The sequence below is a fragment of the Caulobacter sp. 10L414 genome, assembly GCF_056395525.1.
On the sequence record NZ_JBFTJR010000024.1, the window covers coordinates 14,062 to 35,330 of the forward strand.

The following is a 21,269-nucleotide window of genomic DNA, read 5'->3' on the forward strand; positions in this document are numbered from 1 at the left end:
GGGCGTCGCAGGAACGGGCGCGGTCGCTTCACTCGGGCAGCGCTCCGGCGACAGGTTCAGCCTGGCCGGCAAGCTCGCGCACGCACTGAGCGTCGCACATGCCGCGAGAGCCATCAGGGTTCGGCTGCGCATTGGTGATCCTTTCGAGGGTTCGGCCGGCCTGGATGGTGATGGGCAGRCGGCCGGCGCAGGCGGCGGCGAGGCCTTCGTACGAGACCTCGGCCTGGCCGCCCTCCAGGGCCCGCAGGCGCTCGCTCGCGTCATTGGCGTCCTGCAGGGCGTCGATCTTCGCCGCGGCGACGTTGGCCTCGTACTTCAGGCGGCCGATGCGCCAGGTCTGGAGGCCGCCGAACGCCGCCAGGGCCACCATGCCGGCCGCAACGTAGGGCGTGGCGGGTCCGAACAGGGTCACGCCGCGCCTCGGTACATCGCAGCCTCCGCGGCACGCCGCGTGGTCAGGCCGTTGAGCACCTTGCCCTTCTGCTTGTTCCAGCGAGCGAACTGCGCGGCCGCGCCGGCGTAGTCCCCCGCCTTGTGGAGGCGCAGGAGGGTGGACGTTTTCAGGCCACCGTCGCCGTAGCCCACGTTGTAGGCGAAGCTGACGAGGGCATCGAACTGAGCCTGGGTCGTGGGCGCCTTGCCGACGAGGGTCGAGACGTTCGCGGCGAACCGGGCGAGATCAGCGGCGAACCGCGCGTCGGCCTGGGCCTGGGTCCAGGTCATGCCCAGCTTGATGTCGGGGCCCGTCGAGCCCCAGCCGATGGTCGGAACATCGTCCTTGGTCGGCAGGTAGGCCGTCAGCCGGCACTTCTCGTAGCCCTTGATGAAGCTGGCGCAGCGAGCGGAAGGCGTCACTTCAGCATCTCCTGGATCTTGTCGGAGATCAGCCACCAGATCGCGACCATCATCAGCCCCATCCCGGCGGTGGCGCCGGTGGCGTACTTGCGCATCCCGTCGAAGGCCGTGACCTTGGCCTTGACGTTGTTCTCGACCCGCATGACCCGGCCCGTGAGGCCGGTGCCGATGGGCTCGCCCTTCTCGTCGAGCTTTTCCCAGCCCACGGCGTCGGTGAGGCTGTCGACCTTGGTCGTGAGACCCTTCACCTCCGTCAGGATCTTCTGAAGGGTGACGTTGTTCAGGATGTCCTGCTCGGTCACTCCCGGCCCTCCAGAGCGATGTGGTTTGACCCGGCGGACGCCTCGACGCGCCCGACCCAGGGCGAGGCCAGCGCGAAGGCGAAGAGGGGGATGCAGGCGACGGCGACGAGAAGCGCCCAGCCCAGGAACCAGACACGCCGGTTGGCGGTCATTTCGGGCCAGGGCGCGAAGGTCAGGGCCCCGCCGATCAGCAGGGCGACGATGGCCACTCCGACCAGACCAGCAAAGAGCGTCCAGACCGCGCCCGTGGTCGGCCTGGACACCTTCACGGTGCTTGGCGTGCCTTCGCCGGAAACAGCGGCGGCCACGCCCGCCGCTGTCGTTGCCACGTCCTCGGCCATCCGGCAGATCCTATTGTGTAGTCGGCACAGCGATCACCTGGACCGGGATGCCGGCCAGGGAAGCGCCATAGGGCGAAAGGGTCAGGCCCGCCGTGATGATCGACAGGTTCAGCAGCGTGGTCTGGGCCGTCCAGCACTTGCCGGCCGCCGTTGTGGTGGTGCGGGTGGTGACGTTGCAGGTCACCGGCTGCGAGCCGGAGTTGACCGGGATGGCGAAGACACCAGGCGTCGCCGCGAGGGCGCTGGACCACGTCACCGACCAGTTTCCCGAAGCGTCGGTGTTCACCACGGCCACGCGAGTGATCCGCGGATGGGTGTGATCCGGCAGGGCGTACATGGCCACGTCGGTCCCCACGCCGCCGCCGACCGTCTCCGACGGCGGGACCATGTTGGACGGCAGCGGCACGGCGGCGGGATTACTCACGCCCATCTGGGCCGCGGATGGCTGCATCAGCGACGGCATGATCGCCGCCAGGGCCATGGCCGCCACACAGGCCACCATGACGATGCGGTCCTGGGTCGTTGAGAGCGGGATCCGGCTCACTTCGCCGCCCCAGCGAGATAGGGCGCCGCCACCTTCGTCAGGCTGGCGCCGCAGGCCGTGGACGAGAACAGGAGCACCGCGCCGGTCGATGCCACGCGCGGCACGGCAAAGGTCTTGTCGAGGCCCGCGCTCGCCGCCAGAGGCATGCACCAGATCGGCGTGTTCGTGGTGGCATCCGCCGGCACGGCCGTGAGGTTCAGAAGTTGGACGTAGCCAGCGCTGGCCGGCGCCACGACGCTCAGGTCATAGACGTTCCCGGCCGAAGCCTTGAGCACGATGCCGGTCGACGAAACCCCCGTCACCGCCGCCAGGCCGGCGGCTGTCGCAGAACTCGGACACGCCGACGCCAGAATCCACTGGGCGCCGTCCCAGCAGAAGTTCAGCGAAAGACCCGCGGGAAAGACCGTGGCGCCGCTGGACGCGATCGCGGCGTTGTTCGCTCGCAACGTGGTCAGGTTGCCGGCCATGTCGGTCTGGACGATGGCCAGTTGGCCGCGCAGGCCGCACCAGACGTCCTCTCGCTGGCCGTTCGTCACCGCGGTCGGCGCCGTCGACATGGCATAGCAGCCGATCTTGACCGGGTTGCCGCTGTCGGTCTGTGCGGAGGCGACGTTGCCCTGCACGGCCACGGGATCGCCAGTCGTTCCGGCCGGAGCAGCGCTGCCCGTGGACGACCTGATCACGACCCGTTGGGCGTCGACCGCAGGATCATAGGCGCTGCGGTTTTCGGTCTGGCGCCCCTGGGCCATTGCGCCGGTGGCGAACAGCGATCCGATCAGAAAGGCGGCGAGGAACTTGCGCGGCGTCATGGCGACCTGGGAGTTCAGGGCCTGACGGCTTGTCCACGCGTGCGGGGCCAATCGAAGCGGTTGGGGAATTCTACCCCGCGACTAGCACTCGTACTTCATGTAGCCGGAGCCGCAGGTGTCCGCGTCGACCGAACGATGCGGTGCGCGCGGGTAGAAGACCACCACGCCGAGCGCCACGACCAGCAAGATGGCGGCCAGTCCTTTCGGCCAGGCGGCCTTCGCCCGGCTGCTTAGGATGAGGACGCACAACAGAGTCGTTAGGCCGGCCGCCGCCGACACAGCAAATTCGATCATCAGTTCGGCTTCTCCGGTAGATCCATGGCGTCGCCGGCCTCGTCCTCGACGTGGTCGAGCAGCCAGCGCAGATAGAAGAGGTTCTGGAACGGCAGCAGGCGGCGCGCCTTGTGCAGATCCGATCGCGAGACCTTTCCTTCGGCCGTAGCTCCGACAATCGCGGCCGCATCGTCGACAGTGCCGACCGAGGGGCCCAGCAGGGTGTCGGAGATGTTGCGCGAGGCGTAGCGGGACGATGGCGGCAGGCCCATGGCGGCGTTCAACMCGACCCGGCCGCGCGTCACCTTCTCGGCGATGTTGTTGGCTTCGAAGATCCAGCCCAGCGTGCCGGACTGGTCCAGCCCCTCGGAGATCCACTTGCGCGGGTCTTCCGAAACATCCTTGCCGGCCACCTTCGACTTCACGGCATAGGCCAGCATCCCCAGCGCGACAGCCGCGACGAAACCCTGCAGCACGTTGGCGTCGCGCTGCTGGAGACCGTTCAGCATGACTCGCGACATCGACGAGAAGGTGAAGGTCTTGAACTGGCCTATCGTCTTGCCCAGCTCGCTCGACATCCACAGCGGCTTTTCCTGGCCGGGCGTGGCGATTATCAGGTCGACTTCCTTGGCCAGGGCGCCGCGATAGGCGGCGGCGGCCTCGAAGTCGGTCCAGTCGACAGTATTGGCCAGCCAGACGCCACCGTCTTTGTCGCCGTGCGCCTTGAACTGCTTGGCGATGCGGCTAGCCATGTCCTCGTCGATCCCGAGGAAGGCAAGGCGCCGCGCTTCGGCGGGGCTGGCTCCCTGGGTGATCGCCTTCAGCGTCCGCGTCTGGGTGATGAGCCCGACCATCTGCTTCATGCCGGCGTTCCAGAGCGACATGCCCGACACCACGCCCATCTTCTCGCCTGCGTAGGTGATGGCGCGCTCGACCTTGGAATAGCGACCGAAGTCCTCGAACACGTCCGCGAGTTGCTGGGCCCGGCTGTCGAGCACCATGTCCAGCGCCGTGCCGGCCAGTTTCACCTCGGCGGCCGCCAGCCGCGTCCCTCTGAAGTTACGCACCAGCGGCGCCAGGCCATCGCCCATCACTCGGCCCAGGCCGTGAACCATGATCGGACGGGCCACATCCGGAATGGCCGACAGCGTCATCCCGCCCAGCATACGCAGGTAGTTGATGGTCCGCAGCGACCGCGCAGTGCGGACGGCCAAGCCCATCGGATTGTCCGGCACGCCATAGGTCCCGCGGATGCGGTCGCGCATGGCCTCAAGGTCGCGCACGTCCCGATCGAGCGCCTTCTTCAGCCGGGTCTGCTCGGCTCCGTCTTTGGCCTTGGCCACCAGCGGTTCATAGGATCGCTGGATTTCGCCGATGGTGTCGGCCATGTCCGGCCGGCCGAAAGCCCGGGAGAGCTCTACGTCGGCGGCCATGGTGCGGGCATAGACCCGGGCGACGCGCTCGACGTCGCTCTCCAGGAAGTCTTCGATCAGGCTGTCAGGCACGTTCAGCACCCGCTCGCGCATCGGGCCCCGGATATTGGGGGTGACGTCGTAGGAGGTCCGCCCGGGCGCGCCGCCCAGCAGTTTCGCCACCACCTCCTGTGCGATCCGGCCAGCTTCGTCGGAAAACTGGCCGCCGCCCGGCGTGTTCAGATCGACACCCTTGCCTTGGGCGCCGGTCTCCCAACGGTCGTAGAACTTGGCCTCCGCTGAGCGGATCCGCTTTTCCAGCCCCTTGATCTGCTCGTCGACAACCTCGGGGCCCATGGCGGCGATGCGCTGCCTGAAACGGGCCGCCATCTCACCACGCCGCATCGTGGCCTTGGCTGCTATCTCGGCGCTCTCCTTGATGCTGGCGCGCACGTCGGCCAGCATCGCGGCCGGGTCCTTGGCCTCGGCCTTTTCCAGGCGGTCGGCGATCTTACTCAGGCGCTCGGCCCGGGCGGCCTGGCGCTGCACTTCTTCGTCCAGCCGCGCTGACGCGGCGGCGTCATCGCCGGCGTCGCGCGTCCGATCGGCGGCCTTGGTCGCCCGTTCAAGCGCCGCATCGGCCTTTTCCGCCTCCAGGGCGAAGGCGTTGCGAAGCCGCGCTACCTCGGCCTTGGCATTGGCAGGGTCCAGACTGCGAATGCTGCGCTCCAGCGTACGGCCGCGCCCGACTAGGCGCTCGACGCTCTTGGCGCTTTCCTCCTCCAGGTCGGCGATGCGCTCAAGCGCCTTTTCCACCCGGGCGTTGAGGCCGGCGTAGTTGAAGTTGACCCGGTCCTGGCGCCCGCGCAGCCGGCCGCGCTCCTTCAGATAGAGATCGAGCTCGCCGCCGCCCTGGGCCTTCAGTTGGTCCAGCGCGTCGCGCGCCGCGGTCCTCGCCGCCTCATCACCAGACTTTGTCGCCTGGCGCAGCGCCTGCTGCTGGGCTCGGTATTGCTCGGCGATCTGGGTGATGGCCGGGTCCTTCTGTGCCAACGTCAGCAGATCGTCCTTGATCTGGCCGAGGACCGCGAGCCGATCATCCGGACTCAGGCGGAGGTCCGAAATCTGGCCGGTCAGATCCTTGATCCGCTCCACCGTCGTGACGCGGTTGCCCTCGTAGCTCTGCTGCAGGCCTCCGGCGAACCAGTCCTGCAGGCGCCGGGTGAAGTCGTTCCTGTTCTCGACGATCTTTTCGAGGTTGTAGACCCGCGTCAGATAGCTGTCGGCGGTCGCGACATCGACACCTTCCGGCAGCAGCCCAAGTTCGATCGCCTGGTCCTTCAATGGGTCGAAGATCCTGCGGCGGATGGCTTGGGCGGCTTCGGCGACCTCGGGTATGTCGTGGGCATCGCCGCGGCGCATGGCCTTGCCCACCTCCTGCTTGAACTGGCTGTAGGAGAGCTTGCCGGCCGCCTGGCCGGTCAGATCCTGGACGCCCGCCCGGGTCTGGTCGAAGAGTTTGCGATCCCGGCTGAAGCGATAGCGCGCGAAGGCGTCGTCCATCTCGCCGAGACCCTGCGCGAGCGGTCCCTGCCACTGCTTGATGCGGGTCTCAGCCGCCAGCGGCGACGCCACACCGCGGTCATTGCCCTGCAGGTAGTATGGCGTCTCGGCCAATTCGGCGGCGACGCGCGCCACTTCGGGATTGGTCGAGGTGAGAGAACGCAGCAGCGGATTGTCGCTGACGGGGTTCTTGGCCTCCAGCTTTTCGAGACCCAGCGCCGACGCGGGGCGCGCATCATCTCCGGTGATGCGCTGCGCGGCGCCGACGGACGAACCGCCACTCCTCGCCGCGTCCCATTCCGATGCGAAGCGCTCGCTGACCTTGCCAGCCATCGGCGAGGCGTTGAAGAGCCCCAACGCGCCGCCCAGTGCTCCACCCAGGACGACGCCGGCGCCGATGTTGGTGGCCGCCTCCTGATAGGAGCGATCCTCTTGGGTCGCCATCAGCACCCCCTCGGCGGCCGATGCTGAGAGGCCGCCAACGAGCGCTCCTTCGCCGATGCGGCCGAGCACGCTTGCACCCTTGGCGCCTTTCGCCGCCCAACCACCGACCGGGATCAGGTTCACGGGGTCGAGGATGCCCGCGCCGATCGAGGCGACGACGCCTGGCGCGCCGGCCCGCGCCAAGACTTCTCGGGCACGGATCTCGTCGTCGACCCGGCGCTTGATGATCTCCACCTGGCCAGGATTGATCGCCTCGATGAAAGACGAGGCGTAGGGTTGATAGTCCTCGGGCAGATCCGCGAGTGGGTCGAAGTCGACCGGATTGCTCCTGGCCGCCTCAGTCATTGCGAAGGTGTCGCGGAAGGCGCCGATAGCGCTGCCGACGGTGTTGTTCTGCGTGAACGCCGAGCCGATCGTCTCGCCCAGTCCGGGCTTGGCCGGATTGGGTGCGCGAGGGGCGAAGCCGGCCAAACCGGCGGGCTGGAGTTCCTGCTCAGTGAAGACGCCCACTACATTCCTCCCGCGCGCGCCGGCACGGCGCCGATGGTGGTCAGGGTCGGATCGATGACACCGAGGCGATCGCGGGTGGCCCTGGCCCTGGCCATTTCCTTGTCCCGGGCCTCCGCCGCCTTCTTGTCCTGATCCTTCTTGGTCGGGCTCGTGTTCCAGTCCGGCTGGAAGTAGAGCGGCTGGCCACCCTTCGAGACCGGCTCAAGGGCACCATTCTCGCCGGCCTTCATGATGAAGTAGACGGGCCGGCCACCGCGCTGGAGCGGGCTTTCGATCAGCCGCAGGTCCTTGGCCTCGCCGTGCATGTTGGTCTGCTCGGCGAGCTGCCGACGGATCCATTTGGCGTTGTCAGAGGCCGACTGCCCAGGTACGCCGTAGACCACCTCCGGCGCGTTCTTCATGAACACGGGCTTGCCGTTGAAGACAGACGGCCCCCAGGCGCGGGAAATCTGGTCGTAGCCAGCGTTCATCGCCGCGTTGACGTCGCCGGTGCGGCGGTAGGCCAGCTGCGAGGCGCGCTTGAAGTCGGCCATCATCTCCGGCGGCACGTCGAACCTGGCTCCGAGGAAGCCGCGATCTTCCTGTACGGCCTTGTCGCCACTGATCGCCTTGGCCAGGAAGTTGTCGGCCTCCTGCTGTTTGGGGCCGAGTGCGGCGGTGAAGGCGTGATCTCTGGCCGTCCGCTCGTCGTTCGTCAGTTTCTGACCCAGCGCGATCGCGTCGGCCGCCTCCTTGGGCGAGAGGCCCATGCGGGCGTAGGAGATCATCAGGTTGGCGTCGCGCACGTCGTCGTCGCTGAACTCGCGCACCGTGTTCGGGGCCTGAGCGCGAAGGTCGGCGTAAGTCTTAGCCGCGGCCAGGCGCTGGTCAGGGTTGGCCGATCGCAGGCCGCCCGTGATCCTGCCCTTCAGGCCATCGGGGACCATCCCGACCTTGCGAGCGTACTGGATGGATTGCGCCGCCCACTGGTCGGGCGCCCAACCGCCGGCCCGCGCGTCGTAGTCGGCGTTCATCGCCTTACGATCTTCGGTGCTGTGCGGATCGAGCGGGACCCCTTGCTGGAGTGCCAGGTTGAGGCGCGCTTGCTGTTCGGCGGCCTTCTGCGCTTTCTTGACCGCCACGTCGGCGGTCTTGGTGAGCGATACCCAATCGGGTGAGCCGCGCTCAATCCAGCCTTCGCGAACGCCGCGCTCGATGTCGGCGGCGCCGGCCGTGCCGCGCTCAATCGCGATGTCCAACTCGCCGCGCTTGCGGTCGTTGCGAGTGGCCACCGCCGTCTCGGCCTTCTTGATCGCGGCGGCCTTGGCCTCGGGCGGCGTCAGCAGCGAGACGAGATCAGGTCCGCGGCGCTCCAAGGACGCGGCATCCCGCTCCAGGCCCTGCATGCGCTTGCGCCAGCCGGCCAAGTCGTCGCCATACTTCGCCGGGTTCTCGCGCGCCAAGCGTTCGTATTCGGCGACGCGCAGGCCGATCAGCTTGCGCCAGTCGCCGCCGGCCTGGTCGGCCAGCTTCTTGGCCGTGCCCGCGCCATGGTTGACAGCTGCATCCAGCAGCACCTCGGCATAAGCCGGGTTCTGGGCGAAGGTCACCTCGTTGAGCCCAATCTCCGAGGCGTACTCCTTCATGTAGATGTCGAAGGCCTGCTCCCGGGTCAGATCCTTGACCGGGATGCCATTGCGCGTGCCGTCGGCCTTGTCGGCGCGAATGCCGAACTTCGACGGTCGGCCGTTGTCGTTCGGGTTAAGGCCAGTCCCTTCGCGCTTGTCGATGATCCGGTTGACCGCGTCGGCGACCGTTCCCCCCGTCACCTTTCCGGTGGCTTCGGCAGTCTCGAGCACGCGACGCTCATAGGCAGCAGCAGCGACGTCCTTGCCGAACTCAGCGCGAGCCTTCACGCGGTCGATGGGATCTAGGTCGCCCAGCGAGCCGTCGAACGCGGCCACGGACGAGGCGACGATATCGTCCACCATGTCGAGCGGCGCGGCGCGCACGGCATCGACGGCCTTGGAGCGGGCCAGGTCGTTCTGAGCGCCGCGCCACGTCTCGTAGGCGTTTCGCTGATAGGTGACCGCCGCCTCGCCATAGCGGGTCAGCGCGTCGGCCTTCGCCTTAGCCACCAACTCGCGGGCCTTGGCCGTCTTGGCCTGGGCCTCATAGGGAGCATACTCCTTCTCGACGGCCAGTCGCACACTGTCGGCATAGCCCTGGCCGTTGTCGGGCGTGGCGGCGCGGACGTCCGAGACCGCCTTGGCGATGTTGAGCGAGGCGTCCGGCGCCTGTCCGGTCCACCACGACTCGTCGGCCTGATCCTGGATCTTCCGCGCTGCGGTGGCCTGGGCTTTTTCAAGGCCGTGGACATCGTCGCCGAAGCCGGTGACCGCATTGCCGGCGCGCTGTAGCGCCTGGCCGATCAGTTCGCTGCCGGTGTCGACGCCGCGCAGTCCTCCAGAGACGCCTCCAAGCGCCGTGCGGGTGCGCTGCTCATAACGGGGGACGAGGGCCATGGATCAGTTCCCGAAGCCGAACGAGGGGATTTTACCGCCAGCCTTGAGATAGTTGCCGCTGCCCGATAGCAGGCTGGAGCCCGCACCGATCCAGCCAGCGATCTTGGCGTTGCCGGCGGCCTTCTTGGCGGCCTTGCGCTGATACTCCTGGCCCGCAGCTTCATTCTCGTACGAGGTGCGAGACAGAGCGCCTTCGTAGCGCGCGTTCAAGGCATCGAGCGCCAAGTTCGCGGCGTCCTGCTGCATGATGTCGAGATTGGAGCCCGTGAAGCCCGTGCCGCTCTCGGCTATTGCTCCGCGCTGTGCGCCGAGCGTCTGGCGACCCTCGCGACGGATCTGCTCCTCACGCGCATTGGCCTGGGCCGAAACCGTGTCAGCGTTCTGGCGGGCAAGGTCGCGGTTGTAGGCGGCAGCGCCCGCCTGAGCGTTGTACTGTCCGGCCTGGGCGTAGCCGCTCTGCAGGGCGCCGAGCGCTCCGACGGCGCTACCGGCAAGCATCAGAGGTGCGGCCATCCTTAAGTCCTCGCCCAGCGCTCCGCGTCCGATCCGTCATCGCAGTAGGCGCTCATGAGGCCTTCGAAGCGGAACCCCAGCATTGTCACCCAGCGGCGGGCTGGCGGGAAATTGCAGGCGGTCACAGCTTCGACGCGGCGGTAAGGAGCAGCCGCCAGGAAGCGGCGCACGGCCCTGGTGATCGAGACAAGCTGGGCGCCAGCGCCCCCAGCGAGAAGGGCCCACGCCTCGCCGCGTCCGCCGCTATGGTCGATCACGCCGCCGCAGCCCACCACCTCGTCGCCATTCAGCGCAGTCCAGCCGTCCGACGCGACCAAGGCCTCGATCTGGACGCGTTGCAACTTGTCGCGCCAAGCGCTCTGGGCCGGCTGCAGGACCAGCGCCTCCAAGTGCGCCGCGGTCATCGGAACAACCCTCACGACGTAGAAAGCTCCGGCATCAGGGCGATGAGGTTGAACGGGAAGTCGTCGGCGTCGCCGCCGCCGAAGGCGATCGTGGCTTGGCCGTCGTAGTCGCCCGGAAAAGCGATCTCTTCGGTGTCCCCCGTGAGTAGCGCCGGCGGCTGGTCCATGAGGTCATAGGCATTGCGGTACTGGACGGCGTCCAGGTTGTCGAAATCGGGCCCGAACGCGCCCCCCAGCGTGGCCACCAAGCGAGCCTTCAGACGATGGATGCGCTTGATCTTGCCTTGGGCGGTGCCCGCGTTGCCGCCGGCCTCGATCGGCATGAGCTTGCCGCGATACGGCGCCGGCAGTGACACCGTCGCTGTGGTGGCCTCGATGTTAAGGTCGATGGAGCCGCCGCTCACCGTGCGTTGGGGATGCGCCGCGCCGTTGACCTTCACGTTCACGACCTGGCCTTCCAGGTGTCCGAGGCCCGTCAGGGTCGTTGTGGCCGCGCCTGAATAGGTCAGGCCGCTGTCACCATAGACGACCAGACTCTGGTCCTCCGAAATGTCGAAGTCGAGCTCCTCACCGATATACTCAACGTACCGGGCCGTGGCGCCATTGATGGTGCGCCGAACGATCAGCCAGAGGTCGTCGCGCGTGCCGTCAGGGGAAGGGATCACGCAGCCGGCTTCGACGATCCCGGCGCCGCCGATCGGATGGCTATGCCAGCCGAAAACGCCGTCCTCCTGCATGAAAGTCAGGCCCTTTAGGTCGCCATTCGCGCAGCCGGCCCAGATCACTTCGTGGGGGTTCTGCGCCCAGGCGATCCAGGTAATGCTGGACGCCAGACCGCCGCGATACTTGTTCAGGTCGACCGCATCAAAGCCGTCGCCGGCCTGAGAGACTGTCAGGCGCCGCAGCTTACGACCGCCTTTGCCGACAAAGACCGCATCCGAGCCGATCTGTAACGCCGCCACCGACGTGCCTCCCACCGCGGTCTCGGGGTTCTGCTTGGTGTTGCCGGGCCCGAAGACCTGCTGGTTGGTTTGTTGGTCTATCGAGTGAACGCCGGCAGCTGTGCCGACGAACAGCCGGCCCTTCAGCGGCTTGACCCATAGGATGGGGTTGCCCTGCTGGGACTGAACGTCGATCGAGACGGCGCTGTCGGGGAGCGTCTCTCCAAACTCCTTGGCCTTGAAGTTGGCGAAGTCGCCGGCGACGGACGCCCACACCTTCGTGTCGCGGAAGAACGTCAGGCGCTCACGGTAGAAGCACACGTTGTTGGGCCACCCGTCGACATCCGACCACGCTCCATGCGCCCACCGCCAGGTGACGTTGGAGCCTGCCACCTGATCGGGCAGGAGACTCAGAACCTGGCCTGTCATCTCAAGGGTCGAGGTGTAGCCGGTGATCTTCAGCCATCCATATCCAGGGTGCTGATAGAGCCACTCGGCGCCGATGCTGCCATAGTTGTCTTGCAGAAGATCCTCGCCGTCGCCGTCCCAGTACTTCCCGCTGGTGTGAACAGGCTTCTCCTGTCCCGTCACGTTCGTCTGTGAGCCCACAGGCGGACCGATTTGGGTGCAGACGTAGTATTTGCCATCGGAAATGCGGACGTTTCCGACGACGGCCTTCTGGTAGACCTCCCAAGGCTTCTCATTCGTGCCATCCTGTACCTCGAGGTAGAACAGGGCCCCCACGTTTGAGGGACCGAACACGCCGGGTACGTTGCTTGTGACAGTCGCCGTGGCGCCGACAGTGAGCGTGCCGCTCGCGTGGACCTGTAGGGCCTGGTTCTGGTTTCCGTCCTTGAAGGGCCCGCCCTCGGGCGTGAACAGCGCGAAGATCCACCGGACATTGCCCGATCGGGTCAGCGTGCGCGGCGCATAGGTCTTGGCAGAGTGGGTGATGTAGAGGATATCGCCCGACTGCTCGAACTTCAGCGCGAACGAGCCATCGGCCGCGGTCAGATCGGCCAGGGCGTACGGGCTCGGAATTTCGTAGATGTCGGCAGTCAAGGGGTGCCAGTAGGTGGCGTTCGGCGGCGACTGGTTGATGCTGGTCGCCTTGGCGTAGTAGCGAACCCCGCCCTGCAGTACGAGGTCGCCTATAGCGTAGCCAGTGACCGAGTTCCACGCCGCCACGGCGCCGGTCGTCAGGACGCCGCGGTTGCGGAAAAACCGGACATAGCCGTCGCCAAATTCCAGAACGAAGGCGTCATTGCGCGAGTAGGTGAAGGCCATCAGCCACGACTTGTTCGCAGCGGTCTTGATCGGGGCGACATAGCGCGTGCCGCCGCGCCGGGTGAGCGCCCCCTGAACCCGCGGGATCAGGTTCTGGCAGACCTGCAGCGCGGCGTTCCACTTTTCGAGGTCGGGCCGGCCGCCGAGCAGGGGCGAGACCTCGCCACCGTTGAAGCTGGTGTAGATCGGATCGGCGCGCATCAGAGCCTCGCCATGACCCAAGAGCCGTCAGGCATGCTCTCAGCCGCCTTCTCGATCGCGTTCTGGCGCCGAGCCTCCTTGATGGCTTCCTTGTACATGGCGGCCGCGCGCTGGATCTTGGCGTCGCTCTGCGTCAGCGGCTCGGCGAGATCCATCGCGATCCGGCAGGCCAGCGCCTCCTCAAAGCATGGATCCCAACGGGTCGTGTCGGCCTCGCGGCGGACGTAGCGGATGTTCAGCGGTGCGCCGAGATCGGTCAGGATCCGACCGCTTTCCAGTTGGTAGAGCGCCCGCCCGCCGCCGTCGTAGAGCGCCAGGCCGAGGGTTGCGTCGTAGTCGCCGATCCGATGCAGGCGCAAGCAGTCGGCCGGCGCGACGAACTGGCGGGCGTACTGAAACGCCGGCGTCACGGCCTCGGCCGGCAGTTGCGCCCGGGTCATGGCGAAGGTCCACGGGTGGGATCTCAGTTCCAGGTCCCGCAACGCCGTAAAGCGCGCCGTCAGAAGGCGCGCCTGCTTGGTGGGGTCGCCGAAGTCGACCACGGTCGCCACGCCGATCTTGATCAGCGCGGCGTTGCCGACGACGGTTTGCGAGGCGGCCATGCGAGATCTAGACCGGCGGCCACTTGCCCTCGGTCAGGCGCTGACGCAGCGCCTCCAGGGCCTTCAGGACGGCGACTTTGCTGCCGCCGGTAGCGTCATAGCTCACGCGCAGCTCGAACGGGGCGCTGGCCGTGGTGCTCGTCGTCTCCGTGACGTCGGTCTTCATCCCGCCGCCGATCTGAACGCTGTAGAAGCGATTGGCCATCTGGCCCTCCTATGAAAAGGGGCGAGGTCGAAACCCCGCCCCAGGCAGTCCACGCAGGCGGAGCAGGACCGGCTCAGTTGCCGCCGACGACGGTGGCGCGAAGCGAGATGGTGCCGGCGGCCGAGCCTGCGGTGTTGGCGGTCAGGCAGACGTCGTATTCCAGGAACGGATCGGCGCTCAGGCCGAGCAGTTCCCAGACACGCTTCTCGATCTTGGCGATGTCGGTCACCGCGAAGGTCAGGCTGCTGCCCGTGGTCGACGCGCTGGCCAGGCTGATGCCGTCAGCGAAGATGTCGGCGTCGACCACCCCGCCGCCGGCCTTTGCCGGCAGGTAGAGCCCGACGTCGCAGTCGGTGGCGCCGGCCAGGGCGTCGTTGAACAGTTCCAGCGACGACAGGACGTCGGTCGAGCGGATCGCGAAGAAGCGATAGACGCTGGCGTTGCTGTCGGTGGTGGCCTTCTCGACGGTGCCGCGCTTGGTGCGCAGCGAACCGCCGTCCAGCCAGCCGTTGTTGAGGATCTTGGGCTTGGCGTCCCGGTTCGAGATCGCCGTGGCCTTGGTGTTGACGACGGGCATGATGCCACTCCTTTAGGGCTGGCGATTAGGCGGTGAAGCAGGGAAGCTCGACGACCTTCTTCTCTTCCAGCCGCGTCGCCCCCGCGGTCATTTGGGAGTAGAGCTGGTAGGGCAGGTCTTCGAGATCATCGCGGATCGAGATGCTGTTCTTGATGTCGTTCCAGATCCCGAGATGCATGCCCGACTTGGCCCACACCGGGACACGACGGTGGCCGGCGCCGTTCAACTGCAGATCCTCGTAGTGGATGAAGTTGAAACCGAGGAAGCGCTTGACGACGTTGCCCTCGACCAGAGGCGCATTGCCTCCGTTGAAGTCCGAGGACACGACCTGGATTTCGTTGAGCAGGTTGTCGTTCTGCTCGGCGTCGATGGCGCAGAACAGTTGCTCGCTCTCGTCGATGTTGGCGCCCAGGAGCCGGCGTTTGGCGAACCGCAGCTTCGCGACGTTGAGCCCGGTTCCGGTGCCCCCCAGATCCACGCTCCCGCGGTTGGCAGCCAGAAACTGGGTCGTGGTCCCGCCAGCCTTGCCCGTCTGGCGGTCAGCGAAGAAGGCCGCGCAGACCTCTTCGTCCTTCGCACGGCGCAGGGCTTGCGCAGCGTTCTGGTTGTAGGAACTGGTCGGGTCCACGACCATGCGCAGCTTGTCCGCGCCGTAGACGAGCTGCGGCACGTTGAAGTCCTCAGGATAAACCCAGGGACGGTCGGTCGGGGCCTCGATCGGGCGGACTTGCTGACCGCGGCCACCGTTCTTCTGGGCGCGGATGGCGCMGACCTGCTCGACGGGCGAGGCGGCTTCGCCTTTATAGCTGCCGGTGGTGACGGCGCGCTCAAAGCGGCTGTCCGCTTGTTGGAGCAGCAGGGTGACGTTGGTCGCGTATTGCTGGACGTAGAAGGTATCGACGGGCGCCGTCATGGCGGACATCTCCGATTGGGGTTTCAAGTCCGATCGGCTTGTCCGCGCATGCGGGGCCTAGAAGTCGTCAGGTGGCCGGGGCTTGACCCTTGTCGGCCTTGCGGCCCTTGATCGGCGCGCCCTGCTGGACGAACTGCTCAAAGGCCGCGGCTCGCTCGATGATCTGCTGGGGGGCCAGATCGAAGCGGTTGACCAATTTTAGCACCTCAAGCCTGACTGCCACGTCCGGTTCAAGGGCGACGGCCGGCCCGCTCATTGCGGTCGGCCGCCGGCGATGACGGCGTTGAGCTTCTCCATCTCGGCCTTCTCGGCCGCGCCGCCGTTGACGTACCGGCCGACCCATTCCTTGTCGCCCATCAGCGCGTTGCGCCGGGCGGTGGCGCCTTCGATGGTCATGCCGAACTGCTTGACGCCGTCGCCCTCGATATAGCTGTCCTCGCCCAGGCCCTTGCCGATCTTGGCGAAGAGATCCATCGCCTTCTTGGTGCCGAGCGCGACCTCGATCGACTTCATCGCCTCCTTGTCGACGCCGAACTGGCGGGCGCCGCGCCGGAAGTGCTCGAAGTTCTCTTCGGCGGCTGCGCCCCACTCGGCGCGCAGGTCCGAGACGTCCTTGCGGCTCTGGGTCTCGAACTCGGTCTGGGCGGCCTTGGCTTGTTCGGCCATGAAGGCGTTCCAGCGCTCAGCCATGAGCTTGGCGCCTCGCGCGCCGACGCCGGCCTCGTGCAGCCAGGTCGCGACGTTCTTGGCGAAGCCTTCGTCGGCGCCTTCCAGCTTGTCGAGCCCGTAGCCTTCCGGGGTCTCAGGGCGGCCGGCCGCCTTGGCCAGGCGTTCCCAGCCCTCGGTGTCGGCGTCGTCCTTGGGCAGCGGGACCTTGTCGCGGCCCATCACGGTCTCAAGACCGCGATAGCTGCTCATGGCCACGTCCACGGACGGGAAGTTCTTGTTCTGGAGCCAGCCTTTCAGGTCGGCGTCCTGAATGCCGTCGAACCACGGCTTGTCCGCCGGCGCGGCGGGAGCGGCTGGCAGCTGGGCGTCGCCAGCCGCAGCAGCGGCCGACGGCGGATCGAGGAGGTCGGCGGCGCCGGTCGTGGTATCGGTCATTTCGCACCCTCAGCAGCGGTTTTGCGGGAATAGACGGCATGCAGATGGAGCGAGGCGGCGGGCACGTCCTCCAGCCAAATGGCCGAAATCATCGTTTCCACCTCGTCTATCTCGACGCCGAGGTCGTTGGCGGCCAGCACTCGCTGAGCTTCGAAGCGAGCGATCGAAGCCTTAAGGTCTTTCAGGCTGCATGTGACGCCGCCGGAACGTGCGAAGCGAAGGTTGCAACTCGGGGTTCTTTCGCTGCCTTCAACGCTCATGGTCTTCTTCCTGGAGGTTGAGCATCACGCGATCGTCGATGTGCAGTGTCGCGATGATGCGGTTGACGACCTCCTGGCGGCCGGCGAGGACCGCGGAGGCGATGGGATCGACCCGCCCCTGGCCGTCCCGCACGATCGGCGGATCCGGCAGGCGGGCGAACTTCTTGAGGTCAGCCAGCACGACACGGCCGTCGCCGAGCGGATGGCCGTGATTGTCGAGGCTGAACGCGCGGCGGTACGCTTGGCGGCGGTTCAGCAGGCGATGAAAGCGGTCAAGCACGCGGGCGCCCCGTATGAAAGCCGATAGGATTTCGAGGCTGCGCGGGCTGCTTGATGAGCACGCCACCCTGCAGGTTCTTGACCGAGCGGAGGCCCGCGAGCCGCGGCGCTGGCGGCGACTCCTCCCGGACCGAATGCGCCGCGCCGAAACCGTAGAAGATCCAGCCTTCGTCGCTCATACCGAGACCTCCGACGGCGTTGGATCCACGCCCGGGCCAGGCGGGAGATCCATCCAGTGGGTCAGACCGGTTATGCGGCTGCGGAAGTCGCCGTCATCCCACGACGAGCCGCTCCAGTGGCCGATCACGCATGAGCCGTCGCCGTAGAGCAGCAGTTCCGTACCATCCCGCGGCGCCGTCTCGATCGGCGACCACACCGCCGACAGGACCCGCCAGTCGTCCAGGGCTTCACTGGTCATGGTCACGCCCCCGCCGGAAGCAGTTGGGGCGCGACTTGGCCGGGCGCGGCGCCGGCGATGGCCTGGGCCTGAGCGAAGTCCCTGGCCGCCTTAGCGGCGACCTCAGCGGCTCCGAGGGTCTCGGCGATCTGCTGCTGCTGCGCCTCCTGGGCATCGAGCGCGGCCATCTCTTCGGGCGTGCGCATGTGCGACGGCTTCAGGCCGTTGATCTGGGCCAGGTCGCGCAGCATGTCTTCGCCCTTCAGGACCCGGACTGCCCTTTCGTCGTACTGAGCGACGACGGCGGCCTGCTCCAGGGTCCGCGTGATGGCCACGCCCTCTTCGGCGCGCTGGGCCCGAGAGAGCGGCGAGTTGTACTCGACCTCGTAGGCGTCGAGCTCGTCCGGCGGCGGCGGTAGGGCGCTAGCCTGGGACAGGATGTCGATCTCCGCCTCGATTAGCGGGCCCAGAAGCTCCGACTGCTGGCGGCCCATGGTCGGCCCCAGAAGCATGCCCTGTTGCTGGGCGATGAGCATGGCCTGGGTCGCCGTCATGCTCGGGTTCTCCATCAGGGCGCGGAAAAGCTCGACCAGGAACGCGTCATTGATTGTCCGGCGCGTGTCCTGCTGCATCTCCAGGGTGATCGGGAAGTTGGCGCCGACCTGAAGCGGCGTGGCCAGGGCTTCACCGTTGGGACCAAGCGCGCCGTAGTTGTAAGCGCCAGGCTGCATTTTGAACGGGCCAAGCGATCCGTCATCGCTCAGCAGCATGGGAGGGCGCGCCACAAGCTCGCCGGTCTGCAGCAGGGTCTTGGCCTGCTGGTTGGCCGTCTTGATGTCAGCCAGCACCGTCATGGCCGGCGAGCGGCCGTAGGTCTCGCGGGGCGCGGTGACGTACCGAGAAACGCAGTAGCGCATCGAGCGATAGCCGCCCTCGCGCATGAGCTTCCGCCCCTCGAAACTGACGTAGTAGGAGGCGAACGGCATGCCGCGATAGTCGGCGCGAGACCAGTCCGCGTCCTCGCGGGGCTTCACACAGTGGATCAGCTCGAACTTGCGCTCGGGCTCGGTCTCGGCGGCCTTGCGGATCACCTCGGGCGTCTCGTCGCCGAACTTCTGCACCCACTGGCGCGCCGTCATCTCGAACCGGCGGTGCACCTTGTCGATGAAGCCCTGGAAGTTCTGGGCGATGAACAGCTCGGCCAGCGCCACCGCCTTGTAGCGGATCCCTCGCCCGAGCAGATCGTCGACGAAGACAGCGCCGGTGCCGAAGACGCCAAGGCCGACGTAGGTCTCATGCATCTGGCCGGCGAAGTTGGCGGTCGCGGCGTAGCGGGCGGCGAACAGCGCGCTCGTCACGTCCCAGAGCCACTGATCCACCGCCGGCGAGTTGGGCGCGGCCTGGCCGTCGCGCTGCATGGCGCGGAAGCCTTCCTTGCGCAGCTCATGCCAGCGCTGGGTGCGCGGGGTGAGCATGCTCTCCATGACAGCGGCGAATTTCTCGGCTGCGAGCGGGGCGGTGCTGTCGAAGATCTTCTCGGACAGCTTCTCGCCGCCGACGCGCTTCTGCTGCTGGAAGTCCCGCTGACGGGGCAGCACGCGCTCGGCGGCCTCAAGCCAGTGGCTTTCCCAGTTGCCGCGGTCGGCCTCCATCTGGGACTGCTCGCGCAGCACATCCTCGACGCGGGAGTCGGTCATTGACGATGCTCCAGGCGGAACCGATCAATCCGTTCTAGCCACACGAGATCGTTGACCGACGGGGCCTGATCACCCTTCCGCTCGTTGCAAGCCTTATGCTTCAGGAGCAGGTTCCCCCACCGATCCGACCCTTTACGGCTTTTCGGAATGACGTGATCGACGGTTGCCGCCATTGGATCGCGCAGATCCGTGCGCAGTCGCAGTCGCCTGCCGCAAGCGGCGCAGCGGCCACCTTGCGCAGCGAAGAGGGCTGTCCGCTTGCGCGCCAAACGGTTCAACCGCCTTGCCCCAACATCTGCTTGGTCCCGGCGCCCAGCATCGCGGTCGCCACGCCGCCGGTGGAGCGCGCCAGCGGATCGGACGTGAAGGTCGCGGCGCGACCCTTGCGCTTGGCGGCGAGGTCGGCTTGCTCGCTGTCGACGCGCGCCTGGTTCACCGTTGGAGGCGGCGGCGGCGTGCTGATCTTCGGGGTGTCGATCTTGGGCTGCACGGCGCACCTGACCCCTTACGAGGTCAGCTCCTTCACCGTCCACATCACGGCCTCTTCCAAGGCCGTGATGCCGAGCAAGCGATAGCGTCCAGGCTTGACCTGCTCGACCAGCGCTTCCAGTTCCGATGCCTTCGACTTGATGGCGTCATGCAGCACCTTCTCCTCGTCGGTCAGGGCGCGGTACTTCGGCCGGAAGCGCGACACCGGTTCGGCGGTGCAATCGGATTGGCGGGCGTCGGGCGTGCCTTCGTAGACGTGGGCCATTGGGTGCCTCCTGAGGCGGCCAGATCGAAGCGGTTGCGCCCATTATCCCACGCTGGCGTCAGCCAAGCGGGTCGAAGTCTTCCGCCTGCTGCGGCCGATCGCGCCGGGGCGGCCCGGTGACCTGGTCCATCAGCCGGCCCACGATCGACAGATTGTCGACGTCGTCGTCATAGCGGCCTGCCGGGAAGGCGACGCACTCGTCGATGAAGCAGTCGCCGTCGCTGTCGTCGCGAACCCAGACGCGGCCCTCTTGGGTCAGGGCCTGGGCGCCGCGAGCGCGGGTGGGCTTGTCAGCGACAGAGGGCAGCCATTCGAGCCGGCACGAGACACGTCGCTCGCGCATGCGGCGGACCAGCATCGGCTCGATCGACTTCTGAATGACGCCGGCCTCGCCCACCCAGCGCTGAATGCCGCCCAGGCGCCGGTAGCGTTCCATCAGGTCGATCTGGTGCTCAATCCACTGGTCAGACGAGGTCTGCCCGCCCCAGCCGTCGATCAGGTAGACGTTCGCCGGTTCTGCAGTGTCGATGCCCCAGACGCGCAAGCGGGTGTAGTCGCCGCCGCCTTCGGTCACGGCATAATCGCTGGTTCCGACATAGCGGAGCGAGCGGGGAAGCTTGTCGTCGGTGAAGCGCTTGAAGGCCGCGCGCTGGAAGTATGTACCCTCATCTGGCGCCGGACGCTGCTGATAGAGGCTGGTCCAGGTCCGCGCGTTGCGCTGGAATGGGCTCCAGTGGTCCATAGGGTTGCCGGTGGCGCGCCCGAACCACTCGGGCCACAGGCTCTCGCCGACGGCGCGGCCCAGCGGGTCGTCAGGCTTTTCGCAGATCGCTGGCAGGCACACGACGCGCCAGCGCCGGCCGTCGCGGCCATCGAACCAGCCGCTCTCGCCGTTCCAAGTCTCGGGCAGGATCCTGCCGGCCGGATCGTCCTGGTGCCAGCGGGTCAGGATCATCACCTGGGGAGAGCCAGGGATCAGGCGGGAGCAGAAGTCGTCGACATACGCGTCCCAGGTCTTCTGGCGGATCGTGTCGCTCTCGGCCTCCTCGCGGCCGGCGATGGGATCGTCCAGCACGCCGAGGGCGCCGCGGTTGCCTGTCAGGCCGCCCAAGAGGCCGCCGGCCATGTACTCGCCGCCGGTCGTAAGCGACCACTCGTCCGCCGCCTTGGCGATGCCTGAGAGGCCTACGCCCGGGAAGAGGTTCCCGAACGCCGACGAGTTCACCAGCTGACGGGCGCGGCGCCCCTGCTTACGGGCGATGTTCGCCGCGTAGCTGGCCAGGATCACGTTCTTGCGGGGAAAGCGCGCCATGAACCAGGGGATGAACACCACGTCCACGTAGGTGCTTTTGGCGGAGCCTGGCGGCATGAGCACCATCAGGTTGGGCGTCTTGCCGTCGGCGAGGTCCTGCAGCTCCTGGCAGAGCAGTGCATGGTGCGCGGCCAGCGTGCCTAGCTTCATGACGCTGAAGGCGTCCTCGTCCTCCGCGTCGCTGATAGGCGCCGTCGGGATGTCGATCATGCAAGCGAAGTCGGCGAGCGACTCCTTGGCCAGGCGCCGACGCGCGGCGATTGCTG

At 67.1% G+C, this 21,269-nt stretch carries 27 protein-coding genes; all 27 read right to left on the reverse strand.

Going from position 1 to position 21,269, the window contains the following annotated elements; all coding sequences use genetic code 11:
* Positions 1–28 precede the first annotated feature (28 nt).
* Positions 29–412: a hypothetical protein gene (locus AC1DCG_RS11540; RefSeq protein WP_477031206.1), complete on the reverse strand. Its 384-nt coding sequence runs from the start codon at positions 410–412 to the stop codon at positions 29–31.
* Positions 409–855 (reverse strand): lysozyme, encoded by a 447-nt coding sequence (locus AC1DCG_RS11545; RefSeq protein ID WP_477031205.1) that lies wholly within the window; start codon positions 853–855, stop codon positions 409–411. The genes AC1DCG_RS11540 and AC1DCG_RS11545 overlap by 4 nt, the downstream gene beginning before the upstream one ends.
* Entirely contained in the window at positions 852–1,157 is a 306-nt protein-coding gene (locus tag AC1DCG_RS11550; protein WP_477031204.1) for a hypothetical protein, read from the reverse strand. Before AC1DCG_RS11550 ends, AC1DCG_RS11545 begins: the two co-directional genes overlap by 4 nt.
* Positions 1,154–1,498, reverse strand: coding sequence for a hypothetical protein (locus tag AC1DCG_RS11555; protein WP_477031203.1), 345 nt, complete (start codon positions 1,496–1,498; stop codon positions 1,154–1,156). The genes AC1DCG_RS11550 and AC1DCG_RS11555 overlap by 4 nt, the downstream gene beginning before the upstream one ends.
* Positions 1,499–1,508: 10 nt before the next feature.
* Positions 1,509–2,042, reverse strand: coding sequence for a hypothetical protein (locus AC1DCG_RS11560; RefSeq protein ID WP_477031202.1), 534 nt, complete (start codon positions 2,040–2,042; stop codon positions 1,509–1,511).
* Entirely contained in the window at positions 2,039–2,851 is an 813-nt protein-coding gene (locus AC1DCG_RS11565; RefSeq protein ID WP_477031201.1) for a hypothetical protein, read from the reverse strand. The genes AC1DCG_RS11560 and AC1DCG_RS11565 overlap by 4 nt, the downstream gene beginning before the upstream one ends.
* An 81-nt stretch (positions 2,852–2,932) precedes the next feature.
* Entirely contained in the window at positions 2,933–3,145 is a 213-nt protein-coding gene (locus AC1DCG_RS11570) for a hypothetical protein (RefSeq protein WP_477031200.1), read from the reverse strand.
* Entirely contained in the window at positions 3,145–7,053 is a 3,909-nt protein-coding gene (locus AC1DCG_RS11575) for a hypothetical protein (protein WP_477041492.1), read from the reverse strand. Before AC1DCG_RS11575 ends, AC1DCG_RS11570 begins: the two co-directional genes overlap by 1 nt.
* Positions 7,053–9,557, reverse strand: coding sequence for a glycosyl hydrolase 108 family protein (locus AC1DCG_RS11580; protein ID WP_477031198.1), 2,505 nt, complete (start codon positions 9,555–9,557; stop codon positions 7,053–7,055). Before AC1DCG_RS11580 ends, AC1DCG_RS11575 begins: the two co-directional genes overlap by 1 nt.
* A gap of 3 nt (positions 9,558–9,560) precedes the next feature.
* A complete protein-coding gene (locus AC1DCG_RS11585) occupies positions 9,561–10,070 on the reverse strand; it encodes a hypothetical protein (RefSeq protein ID WP_477036855.1) in 510 nt (169 codons plus the stop codon).
* 2 nt (positions 10,071–10,072) lie between these two features.
* Positions 10,073–10,474, reverse strand: a complete 402-nt coding sequence (locus AC1DCG_RS11590) for a hypothetical protein (protein ID WP_477031196.1) — start codon at positions 10,472–10,474, stop codon at positions 10,073–10,075.
* An 11-nt stretch (positions 10,475–10,485) separates the two neighbouring features.
* Positions 10,486–12,903 carry a phage tail protein gene (locus AC1DCG_RS11595; RefSeq protein ID WP_477031195.1) on the reverse strand — a complete coding sequence of 806 codons (2,418 nt, stop codon included), beginning with the start codon at positions 12,901–12,903 and terminating at the stop codon, positions 10,486–10,488.
* Complete coding sequence (locus tag AC1DCG_RS11600) at positions 12,903–13,505, reverse strand: phage connector family protein (protein ID WP_477031194.1); 603 nt, start codon at positions 13,503–13,505, stop codon at positions 12,903–12,905. The genes AC1DCG_RS11595 and AC1DCG_RS11600 overlap by 1 nt, the downstream gene beginning before the upstream one ends.
* Positions 13,506–13,512: 7 nt before the next feature.
* Positions 13,513–13,710, reverse strand: a complete 198-nt coding sequence (locus AC1DCG_RS11605; protein WP_477031193.1) for a hypothetical protein — start codon at positions 13,708–13,710, stop codon at positions 13,513–13,515.
* Between the two features lie 73 nt (positions 13,711–13,783).
* Positions 13,784–14,287 carry a hypothetical protein gene (locus tag AC1DCG_RS11610; RefSeq protein WP_477031192.1) on the reverse strand — a complete coding sequence of 168 codons (504 nt, stop codon included), beginning with the start codon at positions 14,285–14,287 and terminating at the stop codon, positions 13,784–13,786.
* Between the two features lie 25 nt (positions 14,288–14,312).
* Positions 14,313–15,200 carry a phage capsid protein gene (locus AC1DCG_RS11615; RefSeq protein ID WP_477041493.1) on the reverse strand — a complete coding sequence of 296 codons (888 nt, stop codon included), beginning with the start codon at positions 15,198–15,200 and terminating at the stop codon, positions 14,313–14,315.
* A gap of 67 nt (positions 15,201–15,267) precedes the next feature.
* Positions 15,268–15,423, reverse strand: a complete 156-nt coding sequence (locus tag AC1DCG_RS11620; protein ID WP_477031190.1) for a hypothetical protein — start codon at positions 15,421–15,423, stop codon at positions 15,268–15,270.
* Between the two features lie 29 nt (positions 15,424–15,452).
* Complete coding sequence (locus AC1DCG_RS11625; RefSeq protein WP_477031189.1) at positions 15,453–16,304, reverse strand: hypothetical protein; 852 nt, start codon at positions 16,302–16,304, stop codon at positions 15,453–15,455.
* A complete protein-coding gene (locus tag AC1DCG_RS11630) occupies positions 16,301–16,564 on the reverse strand; it encodes a hypothetical protein (protein WP_477031188.1) in 264 nt (87 codons plus the stop codon). The genes AC1DCG_RS11625 and AC1DCG_RS11630 overlap by 4 nt, the downstream gene beginning before the upstream one ends.
* The gene (locus AC1DCG_RS11635; protein WP_477031187.1) at positions 16,554–16,844 is read right to left on the reverse strand and encodes a Bbp19 family protein; all 291 of its coding nucleotides are present in this window, start codon (positions 16,842–16,844) and stop codon (positions 16,554–16,556) included. Before AC1DCG_RS11635 ends, AC1DCG_RS11630 begins: the two co-directional genes overlap by 11 nt.
* Positions 16,837–17,022, reverse strand: coding sequence for a hypothetical protein (locus AC1DCG_RS11640; RefSeq protein WP_477031186.1), 186 nt, complete (start codon positions 17,020–17,022; stop codon positions 16,837–16,839). Before AC1DCG_RS11640 ends, AC1DCG_RS11635 begins: the two co-directional genes overlap by 8 nt.
* Entirely contained in the window at positions 17,019–17,261 is a 243-nt protein-coding gene (locus tag AC1DCG_RS11645; RefSeq protein WP_477031185.1) for a hypothetical protein, read from the reverse strand. The genes AC1DCG_RS11640 and AC1DCG_RS11645 overlap by 4 nt, the downstream gene beginning before the upstream one ends.
* Positions 17,262–17,263: 2 nt before the next feature.
* Complete coding sequence (locus AC1DCG_RS11650) at positions 17,264–18,937, reverse strand: portal protein (RefSeq protein ID WP_477031184.1); 1,674 nt, start codon at positions 18,935–18,937, stop codon at positions 17,264–17,266.
* Positions 18,934–19,215: an HNH endonuclease gene (locus tag AC1DCG_RS11655; RefSeq protein WP_477041494.1), complete on the reverse strand. Its 282-nt coding sequence runs from the start codon at positions 19,213–19,215 to the stop codon at positions 18,934–18,936. Before AC1DCG_RS11655 ends, AC1DCG_RS11650 begins: the two co-directional genes overlap by 4 nt.
* The gene (locus tag AC1DCG_RS11660; protein WP_477031183.1) at positions 19,212–19,427 is read right to left on the reverse strand and encodes a hypothetical protein; all 216 of its coding nucleotides are present in this window, start codon (positions 19,425–19,427) and stop codon (positions 19,212–19,214) included. The genes AC1DCG_RS11655 and AC1DCG_RS11660 overlap by 4 nt, the downstream gene beginning before the upstream one ends.
* Positions 19,428–19,442: 15 nt before the next feature.
* Entirely contained in the window at positions 19,443–19,691 is a 249-nt protein-coding gene (locus AC1DCG_RS11665; protein WP_477031182.1) for an Acb2/Tad1 domain-containing protein, read from the reverse strand.
* A gap of 58 nt (positions 19,692–19,749) precedes the next feature.
* Positions 19,750–21,213, reverse strand: a complete 1,464-nt coding sequence (locus AC1DCG_RS11670; RefSeq protein WP_477036852.1) for a hypothetical protein — start codon at positions 21,211–21,213, stop codon at positions 19,750–19,752.
* Between the last annotated feature and the right edge of the window lie 56 nt (positions 21,214–21,269).